We start from the raw sequence: 17,347 nt of genomic DNA, 5'->3' as shown, positions 1-17,347 counted from the left end.
GCCGTGGGTGCCCGAGCCAAGGCGATCGAGGAGGTACTCGTGAGTGGCAGGGAGAACGGTGGCAGGAAGGCCGACGGTGACGGCTTCCCGGACCTGGCCCCAGAGGAGCTGGCGGAGATCGAACGCGTGATCCTCGGCGGCGACGACGGGATCGCGCTGCGGCACGCCGCGCACGAGGCCGGCGGGCCGCGCGTGTCCGCGGCCGATCTGCAGAAGGCCCTCGAACTCCATGTGTGCATGGGCCTGAACGCCTGCCGCAACCACGACATCGACGAGAAGGCACCGATGGCGGGCATGGGAGCCTGTGCCACCGTCCTGCACGTGTGCCACGGCGCCAACGAGTGCCGCGGGCAGGGCGGGTGCGGCTACACCGGCCCCGACGCGGAACTCGCCAAGCCGGGCGACCAGGCCTGTCGGCAGAACGGCAGCTGCGCGAGCCCGATCAACGTCAGCCGGGTGTTCGCGGGCGGCCCGCTGAAGGGCAAGAGCGTCTGGAAGCTCGCCCGCCAGCTGTTCGAGGCCCGGATGTACGCCGCCGGCCTCCCGTTCGGCCCGTCCCCGGGCGAGGGCTACCCGGACGACCTCGTCCCGCCGTACGAGGTGAACGAGGCCGAGCGGAGGAAGAGCAGGCTCGACCGGAGCAAGCCGCAGGTGCTGCCGCTGTCGTCGGACGAGGCGACCGCGTGACGGAGCCCCACCAGGGCGAGCGGCACGGCAGGGTGTCCCGCTTCGACCTGCCGAACCTGGGGTTCGGTGTCGGCCTGCGCAGCCCGCACCACCGGTACGTACTGGACCACCTCGGCGACGGGCTGGGCGCCGAGTGGCTGGAGATCATCTCCGAGAACCACCTCGACTCCCACGGCCACCCGCGTCACGTACTGGACCGGGTCGCCGAGCGGCACCCCCTGGTCATGCACGGGGTGTCGCTGTCGATCGGCAGCGTGGAGCCCCTGGACTTCGACTACCTGAGGCGGCTCCGGCAGCTGGCCGACGCGGTGGGCGCCGCCTGGGTGTCGGACCACGTGTGCTTCACCGGGGTCGCCGGGCTCAACACCCACGACCTGCTGCCGGTCCCCTTCACCGAGGCCGCGCTGACGCACCTGGTGCGAAGGGTCAGGACCGTGCAGGACTTCCTGGAGCGCCCGCTGGTGCTGGAGAACCCCAGCACGTACGTGGGCTTCACCGCGTCGACCATGCCGGAGGAGGAGTTCGTCGCACGGCTGGCGGTCGAGGCCGACTGCGGGCTCCTGCTGGACGTCAACAACGTGTACGTGTCGGCCGTCAACCACGACACCGATCCGCGCGCCTACCTCGGAGCACTCCCGCACGACCGGGTCGTGCAGATCCACCTGGCCGGTCACACCGACGCGGGCACACATCTGATCGACACCCATGACGGACCGGTCGCACCGGCCGTGTGGGAGCTGTACGACGCGGCGATCGCGCTGACCGGGCCCGTGTCCACCCTGCTGGAGTGGGACGACCGCCTGCCGCCCTTCCCCGAGTTGGTGGCGGAACTCGACAAGGCGCGTCGACGGGCCCTCGATCCGACGAACGCCCCCGTTGCGACGGGAGTCTGACATGTCGACGGTCGAAGAGGTGCCGGGGCACCTGGCCGAACTCCAGCACTGGCTGCAGGCCGCCGTCCTCCACGCCACCGGCCCGGACCAGGAGGGCGGCGCGGCCGCCGCCCAGGTGCTCACACCCTCCAGCCGGCTCACCGCCGGCGAACGGCTGGACGTCTACCGCCGCGGCTACCGGCTGCGCCTGCTGGCCTGCCTGCGTTCCTGCTTCCCCGCGCTGCGCCGACTCCTGGGGCCGGAGGCCTTCGACGCGCTCGCCACCGAGTACCTGAACACCTGCCCGCCCCGCAGCTGGACCCTGGAACACTTCGCCGACGGCTTCGCGACACACCTCGCGACCACCCGACCCGACCGCGACCCGCCGGGCCACGACGTCGACCCCTGGGTCCAGCTGATCGTCGAACTCGCGGGATATGAACGGGCCTTCGCCGAGGTGTACGACGCCGAGCCGGCCCGCGCGTGCCGCGTACTGGCCTGTCGCCACCCCGTGCACCGCTACGCGGCCGCGGTGGCCCGGGGCGAGGACCCGCAGCCGCCGGCCGCACGCCCCGTACTCCTGCTGCTGCGCCGCCGGGACCACGGCGTCCACGTGACGGAGCTGACCGAGGACGTCCGGCGCACGCTCCTCGCCTCCTCGAACACCGAGCACTCCGACACCGAGCACTCCGACACCGACCGCCCGGACCGCCCCGCCCGGACCGGTCCGCCACTCGCACCGCCCTCACCGCCCCCACCGCCCCCACCGCGCCCCGAGCGCCCGGAACCGAACGGAGCCGAGGTATGACGACCACCAAGCCCGCCACCCGTCGCCTGGCCGACATCCCCTTCGCCGTCACCCCGATCAGCACGATCAAGGCCGATCAACCGATCGAGGACATCGACACCCTGCTCGACCACCTGCACCAGGCGGCCCAGGTCGAGCTGTCGACCGTCCCGATGTACCTGTACGCGGCCTACTCCATCGGCACCAAGGGCCACAGCCAGTGGGACCCGGGAATCTCCGCGCAGCGCACGATCATCAGCATCGCGATCGAGGAGATGCTGCACCTGTGCCTGGTGCGCAACCTGATCATCGCGCTCGGCGGAGCGGACCGGGTCGTCTTCTACGACCCGGACTTCATCCCCAAGTACCCGAGCCTGATGCTCCATCGGACTCCGCCGCTGACCCTCCACCTGGAGCCGTGCAGCAAGGACCTGATGAACCGGGTGTTCCTGCCGCTGGAACTGCCCGCCGAGAAGGGCGCCGCGCCGCAACCGGACGAGTACAACACGCTCGGCCAGTTCTACAAGGCGATCGAGGTCGGCCTCAAGCACCTGACCGAGGTCGATCCGGACAACGTGTGGAAGTACGCGAAGGCGAACGCCCCCTGGCAGTACGAGAGCGCGTACTGGAACCACGACGGCGGCGGCGAACCCGTGGTCGTCACCGACCTCCAGACCGCCGAGAGCGCTCTGAAGACGGTGGTCGAGCAGGGCGAGGGCGTGGACCCGAAGAAGGCCACCGTCCCGATCGACCCGATCAACCCGCGCCCCGGCCTCGACGAGCTCTCGCACTACGCGAAGTTCAAGAGGATCGAACAGGGCATCGAGGTCATCGGGCAGGTCCGCAACGTCCCCGACGATCCCCGGGTGAAGGACTTCTCCGGACCGGCCGCAGGCCTGGCCGTCCTCTTCAACGCCGCCTACTGCTACACCCTGGCCATGCTCGACAAGCTCTACGACGTCCAGTCGAACTTCAACCCGAACCAGCGGAACACCCGCTACCACCTGGAACGCACCTTCGTCGCCGCGATGAGCGGTGTGCTCTACCCCCTCGCGGAACTCCTCATGACGACCCCGGGCAGCGACGACCCCGCCTGGGACGGGACCAGCGCCGCCCCCACCTTCGAGTACTACGACTTCGCGGCGGAGCAGAAGGCCAAGGGGCACCCGACCATGAAGGAGCACCTGCTCTGGCTCTGCGAGACCGCCGTCGTCGACTTCCCCGAACTCGGCGGTGACAACAGCGTCCACTGGCTCCTGAGGAACCTGCCCAGCGTGGACGACATCCCCTCGGATCCCCCCGCCAGCCGCCCGCGCCCGATGCCCAACTGACGCCCCGCGACCGGCGCCCGCGAGTCCGGCCCCCACCCGCCCGGCGCCGGTCGCGCCCGCCCCCGGTTTAATGGCGCCGGTCGACCGGCGAATACCCCTAAGATCGCCACGACCTGCCGGAATGCCCGGAACACCGGGTCATTCCTCGGGAGGACATCATGGGTGTCGTCATAGCCGGAGCCGTCGTCGTCGTACTGGTGGCGGTGCTGGCGTGGTGGGTCGTCGCGACGTACAACCGGCTGGTGCGGCTGCGCAACCAGACCCAGGCGTCGTGGGCGCAGATCGACGTTCAGCTGAAGCGCAGACATGACCTGATACCGAACCTGGTCGAGGGCGCGCGCGGGTACGCCGTGCACGAGCAGGCGACGTTCGAGGCCGTCGTCACCGCCCGCGGGGCGGCCACGGGCGCCGGCCTCGGGGTCGCGGACAAGGCCGCCGCGGAGGACGTGCTGACCGCGTCCCTCGGCAGGCTCCTCGCCCTGGGCGAGAGTTACCCGCAGCTGAAGGCCGACCGGCATTTCGCCACCCTCCAGGCGGAGTTGACCACGGCCGAGGACAAGATCGCCTACGCGCGGCAGTTCTACAACAGCGCCGTCCAGAGCTACCACACCGCTCTGGAGAGCTTCCCGGGGAACCTCGTCTCCCAGCTCGGTGGCACGCACGGCCAGCGGGAGTACTTCGAGGCCGAGGCCGCCGTTCAGGAGGCGACCCGGGTGAGCTTCGCATGAGCCTCGAAGACCAGTTCTACTGGGCCGGCGCCGGGCTGATCGTGCTCTGGTTCGCCGCCTTCTGGCTCTCCCTCATGGCCACCCGGAACGGCACCGTGCACACCGGCCCCGCCACGCAGGAATTCGGCTCCGAGCCGGAGACGCCGGCCGTCGTGGCCCTGCTGGCCAACCGGTGGCGCTCCGTGGACCACGCCGCCGCCGCGACCCTGCTGGACCTCGCGGCGCGCGGCCTGGTCGAGGTGCGGCAGCCCGCCGCCGATCCGGGACACAGCACGGTGCACGTCACCGGCAGGGACGCCACCGACCTCACCCCGTACGAACAGCGGGTCCTCGCCCGGATCACCGAGCAGGCCGGCGGGTCCGGTGCCCCGATCGGCGCGATCGCCTTCCGCGCGGAGGAACGCGCGAAGGCGTGGAACAGCGCACTGCGCCGGGAGATCATCGCCGAGGCCCGGCTGCGCGGGCTCTCCCGGGCCCGGTTCGCCCCCCTGCTGGCCGGCGCGCTGTCCGTCGCCGCCTTCGGGCCCGGGGTGCTCCTCGGACTGGGCGTCCTCACGGGCGGGCACAACGTCCGCGCCGCGCTCGTGGTCGGCGTCCTTCCGTCGGTCCCGCTGATGTACCTGCTCACCAGGGCGCTCGGCGAACGGGCCACCCGGTTCGGACTCGAACGCGCAGGGCACTGGGCCGGAGTCCAGACGTGGCTCCGGGCGCACGAGGACTTCGCCCAGTTGCCGCCCGCGGCCGTCACCGTGTGGGACCGCTACTTCGCGTACGGCGCCGCGCTCGCCGTCACCACCCACACCACACGACTCCTCGGCTTCGACGCGGGCGACAAGCGCCGGGTCTGGTCCTCCTACGGCGGTGCCTGGCGCCCGGTCCGGATCCGCTACCCCCGCCTGCGCCTCGGCTTCGGAGCCGGCACCGCACAACTGCTGCAACTGGCGGGCGCCGCAGCCGTGGTGGCCGTGGGCCTGGCCCTGTTCGCCGCACTGCGCCAGCCCGACTGGGCCGTCACCTCCGGCCCCGACGCGAGCCACTCGCTCCGCCGCCCGGGGCTGCTGCTGACCGTCGGCTGGGTCGGCATCGGGATGCTCGCCGTCGCGGCGGCCGGCCGCTTCGGCCGCTGGACGCTGTTCGCGGCGTTCCTCGCGACGATGCCCGGCAACTACGCCAGCGGCCACGGCTGGCTCGGCCACGCCATGGAGCGCTCGGGGCCCCTGCCGGGCGAGACGGTCGCGATCGCCTGCTTCGGCGCGCTCACCGCCTACTACCTCGCCCTCGCCGTGCTGGAACGGCGCGCTCCGCACACCGTCACCGGCGAGGTGCTGCGCATGGAGCCGCGCAAGCGCGACAAGGCACCGCGGTTCCTGGCCGTGGACACGGGCGACGCGGACCGCACCGTCGCCTGGGCCCTGCCCGCCGGGGCACCCGCGCTCGCACCCGGAAGCGTGGTCCGCCTCACCGTGTCGCCGGCCACCCGGGCGGTCAGGTCGGCGGAACCCGCCACCGCCTGACCGGCGGGGCCGGACCGGCCGGGATCGGGGACCCGGACGGTTCCGGCGTGAGACCGCTCACCGGCAGGAGCCGCTCGGGGTGGGGCCGGAGGGGGAGCCGGGCCAGTGGTTGGTCCGGCTCAGGTCGCAGATGCGGTCGGCGGTCCGGTCCGCGTCCGTGGGCCACAGCCGTGCTCCGTCGCCGGCGGCGGTGAGGAGCGTGCTCTGGTCGGGGCTGAAGGCCGCCGTGTGCACGGCTCTGGTGTGGCCGACGAGCAGTGCCGTGACCTGATGTGATGCCACGTCCCACAGGCACACCGTGCCGCTGGCGTCCGTGCTGGCCAGCGTGCGGCCGTCGGCGCTGAAGGTGACGGAGAAGACGGTGTTGATGTGGCCGGTGAGGGTGGCGACCGTCCGGCGCTGCGCCACGTCCCACAGGCGCACGGTGGCGTCGGAGCTGCCGGTGGCCAGGGTGCGGCCGTCGGGGGAGAAGGCCAGGGAAGAGATGGCGTTGGCGTTCTCGGACAGGACGGCGACGGTGCGGCGCGTGGCCAGGTCCCACAGTCGCACCGTCCCGTCGTACCCGGCGGTGGCCAGGGTGTGGCCGTCGGGGGAGAAGGCGGCCTTGGAGACCAGGCTGGTGTGCCCCTGGAGGACCGCTGTCGTCTGGTGGGTCGTCACGTCCCACAGGCGCACGGTCGTGTCGAGGCTGCTGGTGGCCAGGGTGCGGCCGTCGGGGGAGAAGGCGACGCTCGACACCTGGTCGGTGTGGCCTTCGAGGGTGGCCACCGGGCGGCCCGACGCGGCGTCCCACAGGCGCGCCGTGCGGTCGGAGCTCGCGGTGGCCAGCAGGAGGCCGTCCGGGGAGTACGTCAGGTGCATGATGTCCTGGCTGTGCGCCGCGAAGGTCACGAGGGGGCGGGGCGGGTTGGTGGCCCACGAGGTGACGGAGCCGTCGGTGTGGCCGATGGCGAGGGTGCGGCCGTCCGGGGCGTAGGTGGCGACGGTCGCGACGGCCTCCAGGCCGTTGGTCGCGCTGAAGGTGGCGGCGATCTGGCGGGTCCTGAGGTCCCACGTGTGGACGATGTGATCCGTGGCGGTGGTCGCCAGCTCGTTGCCGTCGGGGGAGAGCGCCAGCGCGGGGGCGGACGTGTTGGTCTCGTGGAGGGTGGCGGTCAGCCGCTGCCCGGCCACGTCCCACAGGGCGACCGTGTTGTCCTGGCCGACCGTGGCCAGGGTGCGGCCGTCTGCGGTGAACGCGGCCTGGCTCACCTCCTGGGTGTGCCCGTTGAGGACGGCCGTGGTGTCGTGCGACGCCAGGTCCCACAGCCGGACGGTGTGATCGGTGCCGGCGCTGGCCAGGGTGCGGCCGTCGGGGCTGAAGGCGACGGTGCCGACGGAGCCGGTGTGGCCGGTCAGGGTGGCGAGCACGCGGTGAGTGGTGGTGTCCCACAGCTTCACGGCGTGGTCGGCGCCGGCGGTGGCCAGGGTGCGGCCGTCGGGCGCGTACGCCACCGCTCGTACGGAACCGGCGTGACCGGTGAGCGTGGCGACGGTGCGCTGGTCCGCCACGTCCCACAGCCGGGTGGTCTGGTCGGCGCCGGCGGTGGCCAGGGTGCGGCCGTCGGGCGAGAACGCCGCCGAGGAGACGGCGCCGGTGTGGCCGGTGAGGAGGCCCGTCGTGCGGCCGGAGGCGACGTCCCACAGCCGTACGGTGTGGTCGGCGCCGGCGCTGGCCAGGGTGCGGCCGTCGGGGCTGAAGGCGACCGCGTTGACGATGCCGGTGTGGCCGGTGAGGGTGGCGAGCATGCGGTGGGTGGTGGTGTCCCACAGTTTCACGGTGTGGTCGGCGCTGCCGCTGGCCAGGGTGCGGCCGTCGGGCGCGTACGCCACCGCCGTCACGGCGCCGGTGTGACCGGTGAACTGGTTGGAGGAGTAGGCGGCGTAGGCGCTCAGCAGGCTGCCCCGGGCCTCGGTGGTGCGGGCCGTCCGGTAGCCCTCCAGCGCGACCAGCGCCGCGGCCTCGGGCTGCGTTTCGAGGAGTTGCCTGGACTGGGCGGCCCGTTCGCGGGAGACCGCGACGCGGCGCTGCGCGTCGGACCGCTCCCCCTGGACGAACGCGGTCACCGCCAGCACCAGGGAGAGCACGGTCAGGACGGCCAGCGCCACGACCGTCCGTCGCCGGCGACGGCCGCGCTGGTCGTCCGCCGCGATGCTGGCGTCCAGGAAGGCGGACTCCAGCCGGTTGAGCGCCGCGCCGCGGGTACGAGACCAGCCCCAGGCGGTGGCGAGCTGCGCCCCCCGGTACAACGCGCCCGGGTCGCGCTGGAGTTCGTGCCAGGTCAGGGCGGCCTGGGTGAGCCGGCGGTGCGTCCGCAGGGCCTCGCGGTCGACGTCGATCCAGTGGCGCAGCCGCGGCCAGGCGCGGATGACCGCTTCGTGGGCGACATCGACGGTGCCGTCGGCCAGGACGATCAGGCGGGCGGCGGCGAGCCGGTGCAGGAGGTCGTCGACGGTCGCGGCGTCGGCGAGGCCGTCGAGTTCCTTCCGGGCCAGGCGGCGGCGGGTGTCCTCGGTGCCCTCGCCCGGGGCGGTGAGCCGGAGGAACAGCAGCCGCATGGCCTCCTGGTGGCCCGGCGGGAGAGCGGCGTACATGGCCTCGGCGGTCTGGGTGATGGCTCCCCGCATGCCGCCGATGGCCCGGTAGTCGGCCAGCCGCAGGACGGTCCCGCGGTGCCTGGTCCAGGTCTCGCGCATCGCGTGGGCCACCAGCGGCAGAGCGCCGGGCTGGCCGGTGGCCTCCGCGAGGACGGCCTCCAGCAGGTCGGGGTCCACCACGACGCCCGCTCGGGCCGCGGGTTCGACGACGATGTCCCGCAACTCGGCCCGGGTGGGTGCGCCGATCGGCAGTTGGGCGCCGGAGCGGAGGGCGGCGGCCAGGGCGGGGTGGGCGAGGCAGCGGTCGTAGAAGTCGGCGCGCACGCTGATGACGACCCGTATCCGGGCCTCGGCCGCGCCGGCGGCCCCGTCGCCGGTCGTCCGCACGCCGGCCGTCCAGGCCAGGCAGGCCAGGGCCGCTTCCCGCTCCCCGGCGTCCGCGCAGGTGGTGAAGAGCTCCTCGAACTGGTCGACGACGAGGACGACGCGCCGGTCGGCGGGCTGCGTGACCAGCCAGGTGTCCAGCGCGATGCCCAGGGCCGCGGGCTCGTCGGCCAGCGCGCGGGACAGCGCCTCCGCGTCACCGCCCGTCAGGGCACAGACCGCCAGGGCCAGGGCCCGTAGCGGGTGGTCGCCGGGGACCAGCGGCGCGGTGTGCCAGGACTCGTCGAGCCGGGGGAGCAGCCCGGCCCGCAGCAGCGAGGACTTGCCGCTGCCGGAGGCGCCGACGACTGCCGTCAGCCGGTGGTCACCCACGTGCCGGACCAGGTGGCTCACCAGTTCCGAGCGGCCGAAGAAGATGTCGGCGTCCTCCGTGCCGAACGCGGCCAGTCCCAGGTACGGGCAGTGAGCGGGGTCGCCCCCGTCCGCGCGGTCCTCATCGTCGTCCTGCGCGGTGGCGGACGGCCCTTGGACGGCGCGGGAAGCCGCCAGCCAGCGGGCCTCCCACTCCGCCTTCTCCCCGCCGCACACCCGCGCGTAGGCGAGCACCACGGCCAGCGACGGCAGGCGCTCGCCCTTCGCGGCCTCCGCCAGCGTGCTGGCGGAGTAGTGCGACTCCTTCGCCAGCGCGCGGTAGCTCGGTGCGCCCGACCGGTCCCGCAACTGGCGCAGCTCCCAGGCGAGCCGTTCCACCGGGCCGGCCTGCGGATCGACGAACCCCTCTGGTCTGCCCAGTCGGGCCTTGCGCCGTGTCCCGTTCGGCCGCGTGTCCACGTTCACCACCCTTGGCAGGCCTCTCCCGCCCCCTCACATAGTTGTCCGACTTGAATGTCCTGCCCAGAGGGCTCTTTCGGACAATGCGCCGCCGCTGCAGAGTTCTCGGCATCGGGGGGTTCGCCGGAACACCTCGTGGCGTTCGGGGGACGGCCCGGTAGGCAGCCGCTCGCTACCGGGTCGAGCGCCTCAGGTGCCGCCGCGCAGGTGCCGCCGCTCAAGTCGGCACCTGCGCGGAGGACCTGCTGTCAGTGCGAAAGGCATCCGCCGATTGCCGGCACACCTGTGACGCAGCTCACTGGAACTGCTTCGTGGTGGCCGGACAACCAGAGGTGTGGACTATTCGCTGCACGAACGGATCAGAGCCGGGGACCCGGGCGCCTTCCGGCAGTTGTTCCAGGAGCACTCGCACGCGGTTCTGGCACACGCGGTCCGGGTGAGCGGGGACCGCGCCGGTGCCGAGGACGTCATGGCGGTGGTCTTCCTGGAGGCCTGGCGTCTGCGGGACAAGCTCCGCGACGAGGGCACCACTCCCCGCCCGTGGTTGATGGGCATCACCGTCAACGTCCTGCGCAACCGGGCCAGGGCCGCCCGCCGCCATGCGGCCGCCCTCGCCCGCATGCCGCTCCCCGAACCCGCCCCGGACTTCGCCGACGAGTTGGTCGGCCGGCTCGCCGACCGCGATCAACTGCTGGCCGCCAAGGCGGCGCTGGAGAAACTGCGCCGTGGGGAGCGCGAGGTGTTCTCGCTGTGCGTGTGGGCGGGCCTCAGCTACCCCGAGGCCGCCGAGGCCCTCGGCATCGCGGTCGGCACCGTGCGCTCCAGGCTCTCCAGGGCCCGGACCCGGCTGCGCGCCCTGGCGGACAAGGAACTGCGGCAGGCCTCGAAAACTCGCCGGGAACCCCTGCGGGCAGCCGGACAAGTACAGGGTGGCCGGATGGTTCCGGCCCGGTCGAACAAGGAGTGAAGCAGATGACCAGCATCCCGCAGCAGCGGCAGCCGCTCGACGACACGGAGCTGAGGCACCTGCTGCCGGCGGCCGGAGCACCTGCCGTCCCGCTCGGCCGGCAGCGCCAGATCGAGGAGTTCCTGATGAGTGAGATCACCCGTACCACCGAAGCCGCAGTGCCGGTCCGCCCCGAGGTCAGGAAGCGCCGGCGGCTGCTGATCGCCGTGCCCACCACGGTGGCGGCCCTCGCCCTCGCCGCCACCGTGGCGGCCACCACGTTCGGCAGCGCGGGAACGACCCCCGCGCGCAGTGAGCGCGTCGCCGCGCCCGTCATCCAGGTCTCGGCGGGCGACACCGCGGGCCTGGCCGGCGCGGTGGAGCGGATCTCGCTGGCCGCCAAGGCCGCGCCGGACGTCGTCCTGCGCCCGGGGCAGTACGTCTACATCGAGAGCACCGTCTCCCACCTCGCGGGCTCCGTCGACCTCAGCAGCGGCACGTCGAAGGTGTGGGTCGAGAAGCCCCACCAGCGGCAGATCTGGCGCTCGGCCGACGGCCGTACCGGCTGGCTCACCGAGGAGGGCAAGTCCCCGGAAGGCGGCGCGGCACTCTCGGCGGACAGCGGCAGCCACCTGAACGCGCCCTCCTACGACTACCTGCGCACCCTGCCCACCGACCCGCAGGAACTCCTGCAGAAGATCTACACCGAGACCAAGGGGAGCGGCAACGGGCCGGACCAGCAGGCGTTCGTCACCATCGCCGACCTGATCCGCGAGCAGGCCGTCCCCGGCGAGCTCGCCGCCGCGCTCTACCGGGCGGCGGCCCGCATCCCCGGTGTCGTCCTCCTCGACAGCGCCACCGACGCCGCCGGGCGCACCGGCATCGCGATCGCCCGGACCAACACCGCCACCGGTTCGCGCGACGAGATCATCTTCGACCGCAGCTCCTACGCCTTCCTGGGCGAGCGCAGCGTCCAGGTCACCGAGGCCGCCGGGATCGAGCCCGGCACCGTCACCGCGAACACCGCCGTCCTCAAGCGCGCCGCCGCCGACGCCCCCGGCCGCCAGCCGGGCAACGCCCAGGCCTGACCGCACCTGCGCGTCGTTCCGCCCGTTGCGCGGCGTGTTGCTCCGCCCGTCGTTCCGGCCCTCGTTCTCGGGCCGGGGCGGCGGGCGGAGCTGTGTGAACGGAGTCGGACGGAGGGCTCCTAGCGGCGGCCGAGGCCGTCGATCATCAGGGAGACGGTGAAGTCGAAGCGGTCGTGGCCCGTGCCGGCGGTGATTTCGGCTGCGTGGCGGGTGGTGTGGGGGAAGGACGCGGCGGGCAGGGCGGTGAGGCGGCGCAGCAGTTCCCCGCGGTCGAGGACCCACGCGTCGTCGTCGTGTGCTGCGCGCTGGCGCACGATCGAGGTTTCGAGGCAGTAGGCGGCCACGTACAGCAGGAGCGCGTCGACGGCCCAGGCGGCGGCCTGGGGGGCGACGCCGCCGGCGAGCAGGATCGCCAGCATCCCTTCGCTGACGCGCATGGTTTCGAGGTCGGTGGGGGCCATGGCGAGCGCGGCGCGGGAGATCCCGGGGTAGTCCAGGTACTGGTCGCGGATCTGGGTGCAGACGCCGCGGAGCTGGTCCCGCCAGGCCGCGGGGTCGGGCTCGGGCAGGGCGAGCGCGGCGCACAGCCGTCCGATGAGCAGCTCGTCGAGGTCGGCCTTGTTGACGACGTGGGCGTAGAGCGAGGCGGGCCCGGTGTCGAGGGCACCGGCGAGGCGGCGCATGGTCAGTGCCTCGTAGCCCTCGGTGGCGATGACGTCCAGTGCGGTGTCGACGACCTGGTCCACGGTGATGGGGGCCTTGCGGCGCCGGGGCCTGGGGTCGGTCTCGGCGTCGGGGTTCGGCGGCTGGTGGCGTGCCGCGCGTCGCTCTCTCGGGTTCACCGGACCATCATAGCTTGACACGAACGCCGTTCGTTTATAGAACACTGTTCGTGACTAGGAATGCGAACCGGGATCCGCATCAGGATTCGAACCAGACCATGAACCAGGCCGTGGACGTGACCGTCGTCGGCGCCGGGCCGGTGGGCCTCGTGCTCGCCGCCGAGCTGGCGCTCTCCGGGGCGACGGTGCAGGTGCTCGAACGACTCGCCGAGCCGGACCGGTCGATGAAGGCGGGGGCGATCAACGTCCCGACGGCCGAGGCCCTTGACCGTCGAGGCCTGCTGCCGGCCGCCGAACAGGTGCAGCGGGAGCAGCTCGAACGGGTCGGGTCGTTCGCCCGCGCGGTCGACCAGCGGCCCGGCGGCGACCGGCCGGCGCGCGCACCCCGCTTCACCGGGCACTTCGCCGGGATGGTCCTCGACGCCGACCTCGTGGACTGGTCCGACGCCGACCTCGCCGCGCACACCGCCGTCGACGGAGCGCGGATGGTGCCGCAGCGCGAGCTGGAGGCGCTGCTGGCCGGCAAGCTCGCGCGCCTGGGCGTGGCGGTGCGTCGCGGGGTGGAGGTCACCGCGCTCGAAGACACCGGCGACGGCGTGCTCGTCACCACCACCGCCGGCCCGGTGCGCACCGGATGGCTGGTCGGCTGCGACGGCGGACGCAGCACCGTGCGCCGCCTCGCGGGCATCGGCTTCCCCGGCACCGACCCCGAACTCACCGGACACCTGGCGGTCGTCGACATCGCCGACCCCACGGTGCTCGCGGACGGGTGGGTGTGGTCGTCCAAGGGCGCCTACCGCTGCGGGCCGCAGCCCGGGCGGGTGGTCACCGTGGAGTTCGGCGGCGGCCCCGCCGACCGCTCCGCGCCGGTCACCCTCGAAGAGGTGCAGGGCAGCCTGCGCCGGGTCTCGGGCACCGACGTCACGCTCACCGCGCTGCGCGGGCCTGCTACCCGCTGGAGCGACAACGCCCGCCAGGCCGCGGCCTACCGCTCGGGGCGGGTGCTGCTGGCCGGCGACGCCGCCCACGTGCACTCGCCGTTCGGCGGCCAGGGGCTCAACCTCGGGGTCGGCGACGCGATGAACCTCGGCTGGAAGCTCGGCGCCGTGGTCGCCGGGTGGGCGCCCGAAGGGCTGCTCGACACCTACGACGCCGAGCGCCGCCCCCTCGGCGCCTGGGTACTGGACTGGACGAGGGCCCAGATCGGGGTGCTGCGCGGGGACGCCAAGTCGGCCGCGCTCCGGGAGGTCGTCGCCGACCTGCTGGGCACCGGGGCGGGCGCGACCTACGCGGTCAAGAAGATCTCCGGAGTGACGCAGCGCATCGACCTGCCCGGCGACCACCCGCTGGTCGGCCGGTACGCCCCCGACCTGTGGCTGGGGGACGGCTCCCGGCTGGTCGACCACGGCCACGGCGGCGGGTTCCTGCTGCTCGACCGCACGGCGGACGGCGCGTTCACCCGCCTCGCCACGGGCTGGACCGGGCGGGTGACCAGCGTGACCGACGGCCACGCGACACCGACCGGCGTCCTCGTCCGCCCGGACGGAGTGGTCGCCTGGGCCTGCGACACCGCTGACGCTGCCGGCCTCGAAGCCGCCCTGCACCACTGGGCGGGCACACCGTCCCCCGCGCCGCAGCCCGACCCGGTGCTCTGAACTTCACCTCTTGTGAACCACCACTGCGAACTCCCTGGAGCACTCAACCTGTGTCCTGGGTCAGAAGGTAGAGCGAGGAGAAGCGCTGTCGGCTTCAACATCGGTGCACTAGCGTGCTCCTGAGTGACTATCGCCTCGACCGAGGAGTAGCGCATGGCCGGCCCCAAGACGTTCACCGCGATCGCCGATCACTACCGGCAGGCGATACTCACCGGCGAACTCGTTCCAGGCGGGAAGCTCCCGACCAACAGGGAGATGTGCCAGCGGTGGAACGTCGCAGCGGCGACCGTCAGCAGGGCCTTGAACCAGCTGTTGGTGGAAGGGCTCATCAGGACGAGCCCGCGGGGCACGTTCGTGGCGGACGAGGTGACGTCCACCGCGACGGGGCGGGACCGGCTGACCACCGTCCAGCGGTTCAGGTCCAGCCTGATGGAGGGCGAAACCAGCCGGGTCACCGCCGCCGAGCTGGTGGTGCCCCCGTTGTACGTGCAGGACATCTTCAACCTCGATCCCGGCGATCAGCTCGTCCGCCGCGAGTACATCGCGGGCCGGGGCAGGAGCCGGACCATGCTGGCGGTCGTCTGGTACCCGGCGCACTTCGCCGCGCTGGTGCCGGATCTGCTCTCCACGGCGCCCGGCAAGAACGCGGGTCTCACTGCGAAAGTGCTCGACGCGTCCGGCCGGACGATCACGCACGCCCGGGATGACATGCACGCCCGGGAGTGCGATGCCCGAGAGGCATCGGCCCTGGGTCTTCGCGTGGGGTCCCCGGTCCTGGGCGGGGTGCATCGCTGGTCGGACGATGAGGGCGTGATCGAGTTCGGCCTCTGGGTCGTCCCGACCCGGGTCACGATCGGCTACGAGTACGGCGCCTGAGCCCCCGGCACCTACGCCGCCGATGGACGAACGAGCCGCCCCGGTCCCGTAGGCCGGGGCGGATTCCTCGCGTGATCGGTCCCGCCGCGGTCAGGGGGAGTTCGGCCTGGGGATGCGGATGTCGGCGGAGCGGAGCCTGGTTTCGACCAGTGCGACCAGGCGGGCCCCGGCCGATCCCTGTTCTTCTCCGTGGTGGGCGATCAGTTGGTACCGGGTCGCGGCTTCGGTGCGGGCCTGGAGGCCGGTCACGATCTTCAGCTGGGCGGGGTTGGCGAGGAAGTGGTCGGCCGCGGTGGTGGCGAGTTCGGCGATGCGCGGGTCGTCCGGTTCCCAGGCCGCGGCTTCGGCGCCGCGCTTGAGCAAGGCGACGAACCGGTCGTCCAGCAGGGCGTGTTCGACATCGGTGAGGTAGTCCTCGAAGCCTTCCGGGACCAGGGCTCTGGCCAGTACCCAGCCCTCCCGGGTGGCCGCCGCCTCGTCCGGGGTGAAGCCGAGGCCGGCCATCCGCTCCAGCAGTGCCACGGCGCGGTCGGGCAGCAGCGCCCGGTCGCCGTCGGCGAGCCGGTGCAGCATGTCGCGCCGCAAAGTCAACTCCTCGATGTGTTCGGTGAGTTGACGTTCGACGTCGGCAAGCTTGGCGGTGAACAGCGCGGCGTCGGCGTCGAGCAGGGGCGCGGTCTCGGCCAGCGGCACCCCGGCGGCGGCCAGCGTCCGGATCTGCACCAGCCGCAACAGGTCGGCCGATCCGTACCGTCGGTATCCGGAGCTGTCGCGTTCCGGCTCCTCGGCCAGGCCGAGCTTGTGGTAGTGCCGCACCGTCTTCACCGTGATGCCGACGAATGCCGCCGCCTGCCCGATCGTGACTCCATTCATCCGTCAATCCTGCCCCGGGTTCGAACTCGGCGGCTACGCACAGCACATCAGTCCGTCGGCTGGGCCGGATCGGCCTGCCTGCCGCAGAACACCTCGTCGACGAGCCTGCGCATCGCCTGCTGGAACGCCCCGCCGACGGACAGGTCGGCGTCGTCCACGCAGTTCAGCGCGGCGGTCAGGGTCCTGCTTCCGTCGTGCGTGCTGTACATCAGCGCCGCGTGGCCCACGGCGGCGCCGTTGTGGGAGATGACGGTCGCGCCGTCGTCCGTCGTCACCACGAACACGCCCAGGCCGTAGTCCATGTTCGGGATGCCCGTCGGGTGCGGGGTGCACATCTCGGCCAGCAGCGGGGCAGGCAGGAGCCTGCCGCCCAGGAGTGCGGAGATGAACGTGTGGAGGTCCCGGGTGGTGGAGATCATGTCGCCGCCGCTGGAGATCCAGGAGGGGTTCTGGCGGGTGATGTCGATCGTCCTCTGCTCGCCGGCGTCCTCGTAGCGGTAGTAGGCATGGGCGTGCGGCTCGGGGATCTCCGGCGAGGCGCCCGGCACCACGGTGGCCGACAGTCCGAGCGGCCCCAGGATCAGCCGCTGCATCTCCTCGGCGGCCGGGCGGCCGGTGACCTTCTCGATCAGCAGCCGGGCCAGCACGTAGTTGGTGTTGGAGTAGCTCCAGCTCGTCCCCGGCTCGAACCGGGCCGGCCTGGACAGCGCCAGCCGTACCAGCTCCTGCGGCCGGTAGGTCTTGAACCGGTTGTCCATCCACTCGCTGCCCGTGGTGCCGTAGGGGATGGGGATGCCCGGCGCGACCGTCCCGTCGGTGTGGACCTCGCCGGTGTGGTTGAACACCCCGCTGGTGTGCTGCAGCAGCATCCGCACCGTGATCCGCTGGTCCAGACCGAACTCGGGCAGGTAGTGCGCCGCCGGGGTGTCCAGCCCGACCTTGCCCTCGGCCACCAACTGCAGCACCAGGGTCGCGGTGAAGGTCTTGGTGGTGCTGCCGATCCGGACCCGCCCGTCCGTCGGGGGCTTCGCGGCCCCGCCCAGTTCGGCCGTCCCGGCGCTGCCGACCCACGCGCCCCGCTCGTCGTGCACGCGCAGCGACACCCCGGTGAAACCGGAGTCGACGATCTCCTCGATCGCCTTCCGCAGCTCCGGGCGGTCCTGCCCGGCGGCGTCGAGGGCGGCGGTCCGCAGGGTGTTCTCGTCCTGGTCGGAAGGGCCGGAAGGGCCGGAAAGGTCGGAAAGGGGGAGTGGCATGGTGGTGTGCTCCTTCGCATCGGTGACGCCCGGGTCGGCG

At 72.7% G+C, this 17,347-nt stretch carries 14 protein-coding genes; 10 read left to right on the top strand and 4 right to left on the bottom strand.

From position 1 onward, the window contains the following. Positions 1–39 precede the first annotated feature (39 nt). The 6 genes from ACFVTF_RS07775 (at position 40) to ACFVTF_RS07750 (ending at position 5,919) form a co-directional block, all read left to right on the top strand. Positions 40–687, top strand: coding sequence for a hypothetical protein (locus tag ACFVTF_RS07775; protein WP_387810545.1), 648 nt, complete (start codon positions 40–42; stop codon positions 685–687). After that, positions 684–1,580 (top strand): DUF692 domain-containing protein, encoded by an 897-nt coding sequence (locus tag ACFVTF_RS07770; protein ID WP_387810542.1) that lies wholly within the window; start codon positions 684–686, stop codon positions 1,578–1,580. Before ACFVTF_RS07775 ends, ACFVTF_RS07770 begins: the two co-directional genes overlap by 4 nt. Before the next feature lies 1 nt (position 1,581). Then, entirely contained in the window at positions 1,582–2,367 is a 786-nt protein-coding gene (locus ACFVTF_RS07765) for a putative DNA-binding domain-containing protein (RefSeq protein ID WP_387810539.1), read from the top strand. Next, the gene (locus ACFVTF_RS07760; protein WP_387810536.1) at positions 2,364–3,677 is read left to right on the top strand and encodes a ferritin-like protein; all 1,314 of its coding nucleotides are present in this window, start codon (positions 2,364–2,366) and stop codon (positions 3,675–3,677) included. Before ACFVTF_RS07765 ends, ACFVTF_RS07760 begins: the two co-directional genes overlap by 4 nt. 158 nt (positions 3,678–3,835) lie before the next feature. Next, positions 3,836–4,405: a LemA family protein gene (locus ACFVTF_RS07755; protein ID WP_331744307.1), complete on the top strand. Its 570-nt coding sequence runs from the start codon at positions 3,836–3,838 to the stop codon at positions 4,403–4,405. Further along, positions 4,402–5,919: a DUF2207 family protein gene (locus tag ACFVTF_RS07750; protein ID WP_387810532.1), complete on the top strand. Its 1,518-nt coding sequence runs from the start codon at positions 4,402–4,404 to the stop codon at positions 5,917–5,919. The genes ACFVTF_RS07755 and ACFVTF_RS07750 overlap by 4 nt, the downstream gene beginning before the upstream one ends. A gap of 57 nt (positions 5,920–5,976) precedes the next feature. Here ACFVTF_RS07750 and ACFVTF_RS07745 read toward each other — a convergent pair whose 3' ends face one another. After that, complete coding sequence (locus tag ACFVTF_RS07745) at positions 5,977–9,771, bottom strand: cytochrome D1 domain-containing protein (protein WP_387810529.1); 3,795 nt, start codon at positions 9,769–9,771, stop codon at positions 5,977–5,979. 334 nt (positions 9,772–10,105) lie between these two features. Between ACFVTF_RS07745 and ACFVTF_RS07740 the strand changes: the two genes are divergently transcribed. Both ACFVTF_RS07740 and ACFVTF_RS07735 read left to right on the top strand, forming a co-directional pair. Further along, positions 10,106–10,738, top strand: coding sequence for an RNA polymerase sigma factor (locus ACFVTF_RS07740; RefSeq protein ID WP_387810526.1), 633 nt, complete (start codon positions 10,106–10,108; stop codon positions 10,736–10,738). 5 nt (positions 10,739–10,743) lie between these two features. Continuing rightward, positions 10,744–11,805 carry a CU044_5270 family protein gene (locus ACFVTF_RS07735; RefSeq protein ID WP_387810523.1) on the top strand — a complete coding sequence of 354 codons (1,062 nt, stop codon included), beginning with the start codon at positions 10,744–10,746 and terminating at the stop codon, positions 11,803–11,805. A 119-nt stretch (positions 11,806–11,924) separates the two neighbouring features. On the opposite strand, the gene ACFVTF_RS07730 is transcribed toward ACFVTF_RS07735, so the two are convergent. Continuing rightward, positions 11,925–12,647, bottom strand: a complete 723-nt coding sequence (locus ACFVTF_RS07730; RefSeq protein WP_387810520.1) for a TetR/AcrR family transcriptional regulator — start codon at positions 12,645–12,647, stop codon at positions 11,925–11,927. Between the two features lie 98 nt (positions 12,648–12,745). On the opposite strand from ACFVTF_RS07730, the gene ACFVTF_RS07725 reads away from it, so the two are divergent. Beyond that, positions 12,746–14,302, top strand: coding sequence for an FAD-dependent monooxygenase (locus ACFVTF_RS07725; RefSeq protein WP_387810518.1), 1,557 nt, complete (start codon positions 12,746–12,748; stop codon positions 14,300–14,302). 153 nt (positions 14,303–14,455) lie between these two features. Continuing rightward, a complete protein-coding gene (locus ACFVTF_RS07720; protein ID WP_387810515.1) occupies positions 14,456–15,178 on the top strand; it encodes a GntR family transcriptional regulator in 723 nt (240 codons plus the stop codon). A 90-nt stretch (positions 15,179–15,268) separates the two neighbouring features. On the opposite strand, the gene ACFVTF_RS07715 is transcribed toward ACFVTF_RS07720, so the two are convergent. Together ACFVTF_RS07715 and ACFVTF_RS07710 are read right to left on the bottom strand one after the other, a co-directional pair. Next, positions 15,269–16,051 (bottom strand): MerR family transcriptional regulator, encoded by a 783-nt coding sequence (locus ACFVTF_RS07715; protein WP_387810512.1) that lies wholly within the window; start codon positions 16,049–16,051, stop codon positions 15,269–15,271. A 47-nt stretch (positions 16,052–16,098) separates the two neighbouring features. Further along, a complete protein-coding gene (locus tag ACFVTF_RS07710) occupies positions 16,099–17,307 on the bottom strand; it encodes a serine hydrolase domain-containing protein (RefSeq protein WP_387810509.1) in 1,209 nt (402 codons plus the stop codon). Positions 17,308–17,347: the final 40 nt, after the last annotated feature.

Source organism: Kitasatospora sp. NPDC057940 (assembly GCF_042887425.1).
GTDB lineage: Bacteria > Actinomycetota > Actinomycetes > Streptomycetales > Streptomycetaceae > Kitasatospora.
The sequence above is the reverse complement of the archived record's forward strand: the minus strand, read 5'-3'. Positions and strand labels throughout refer to the sequence as shown.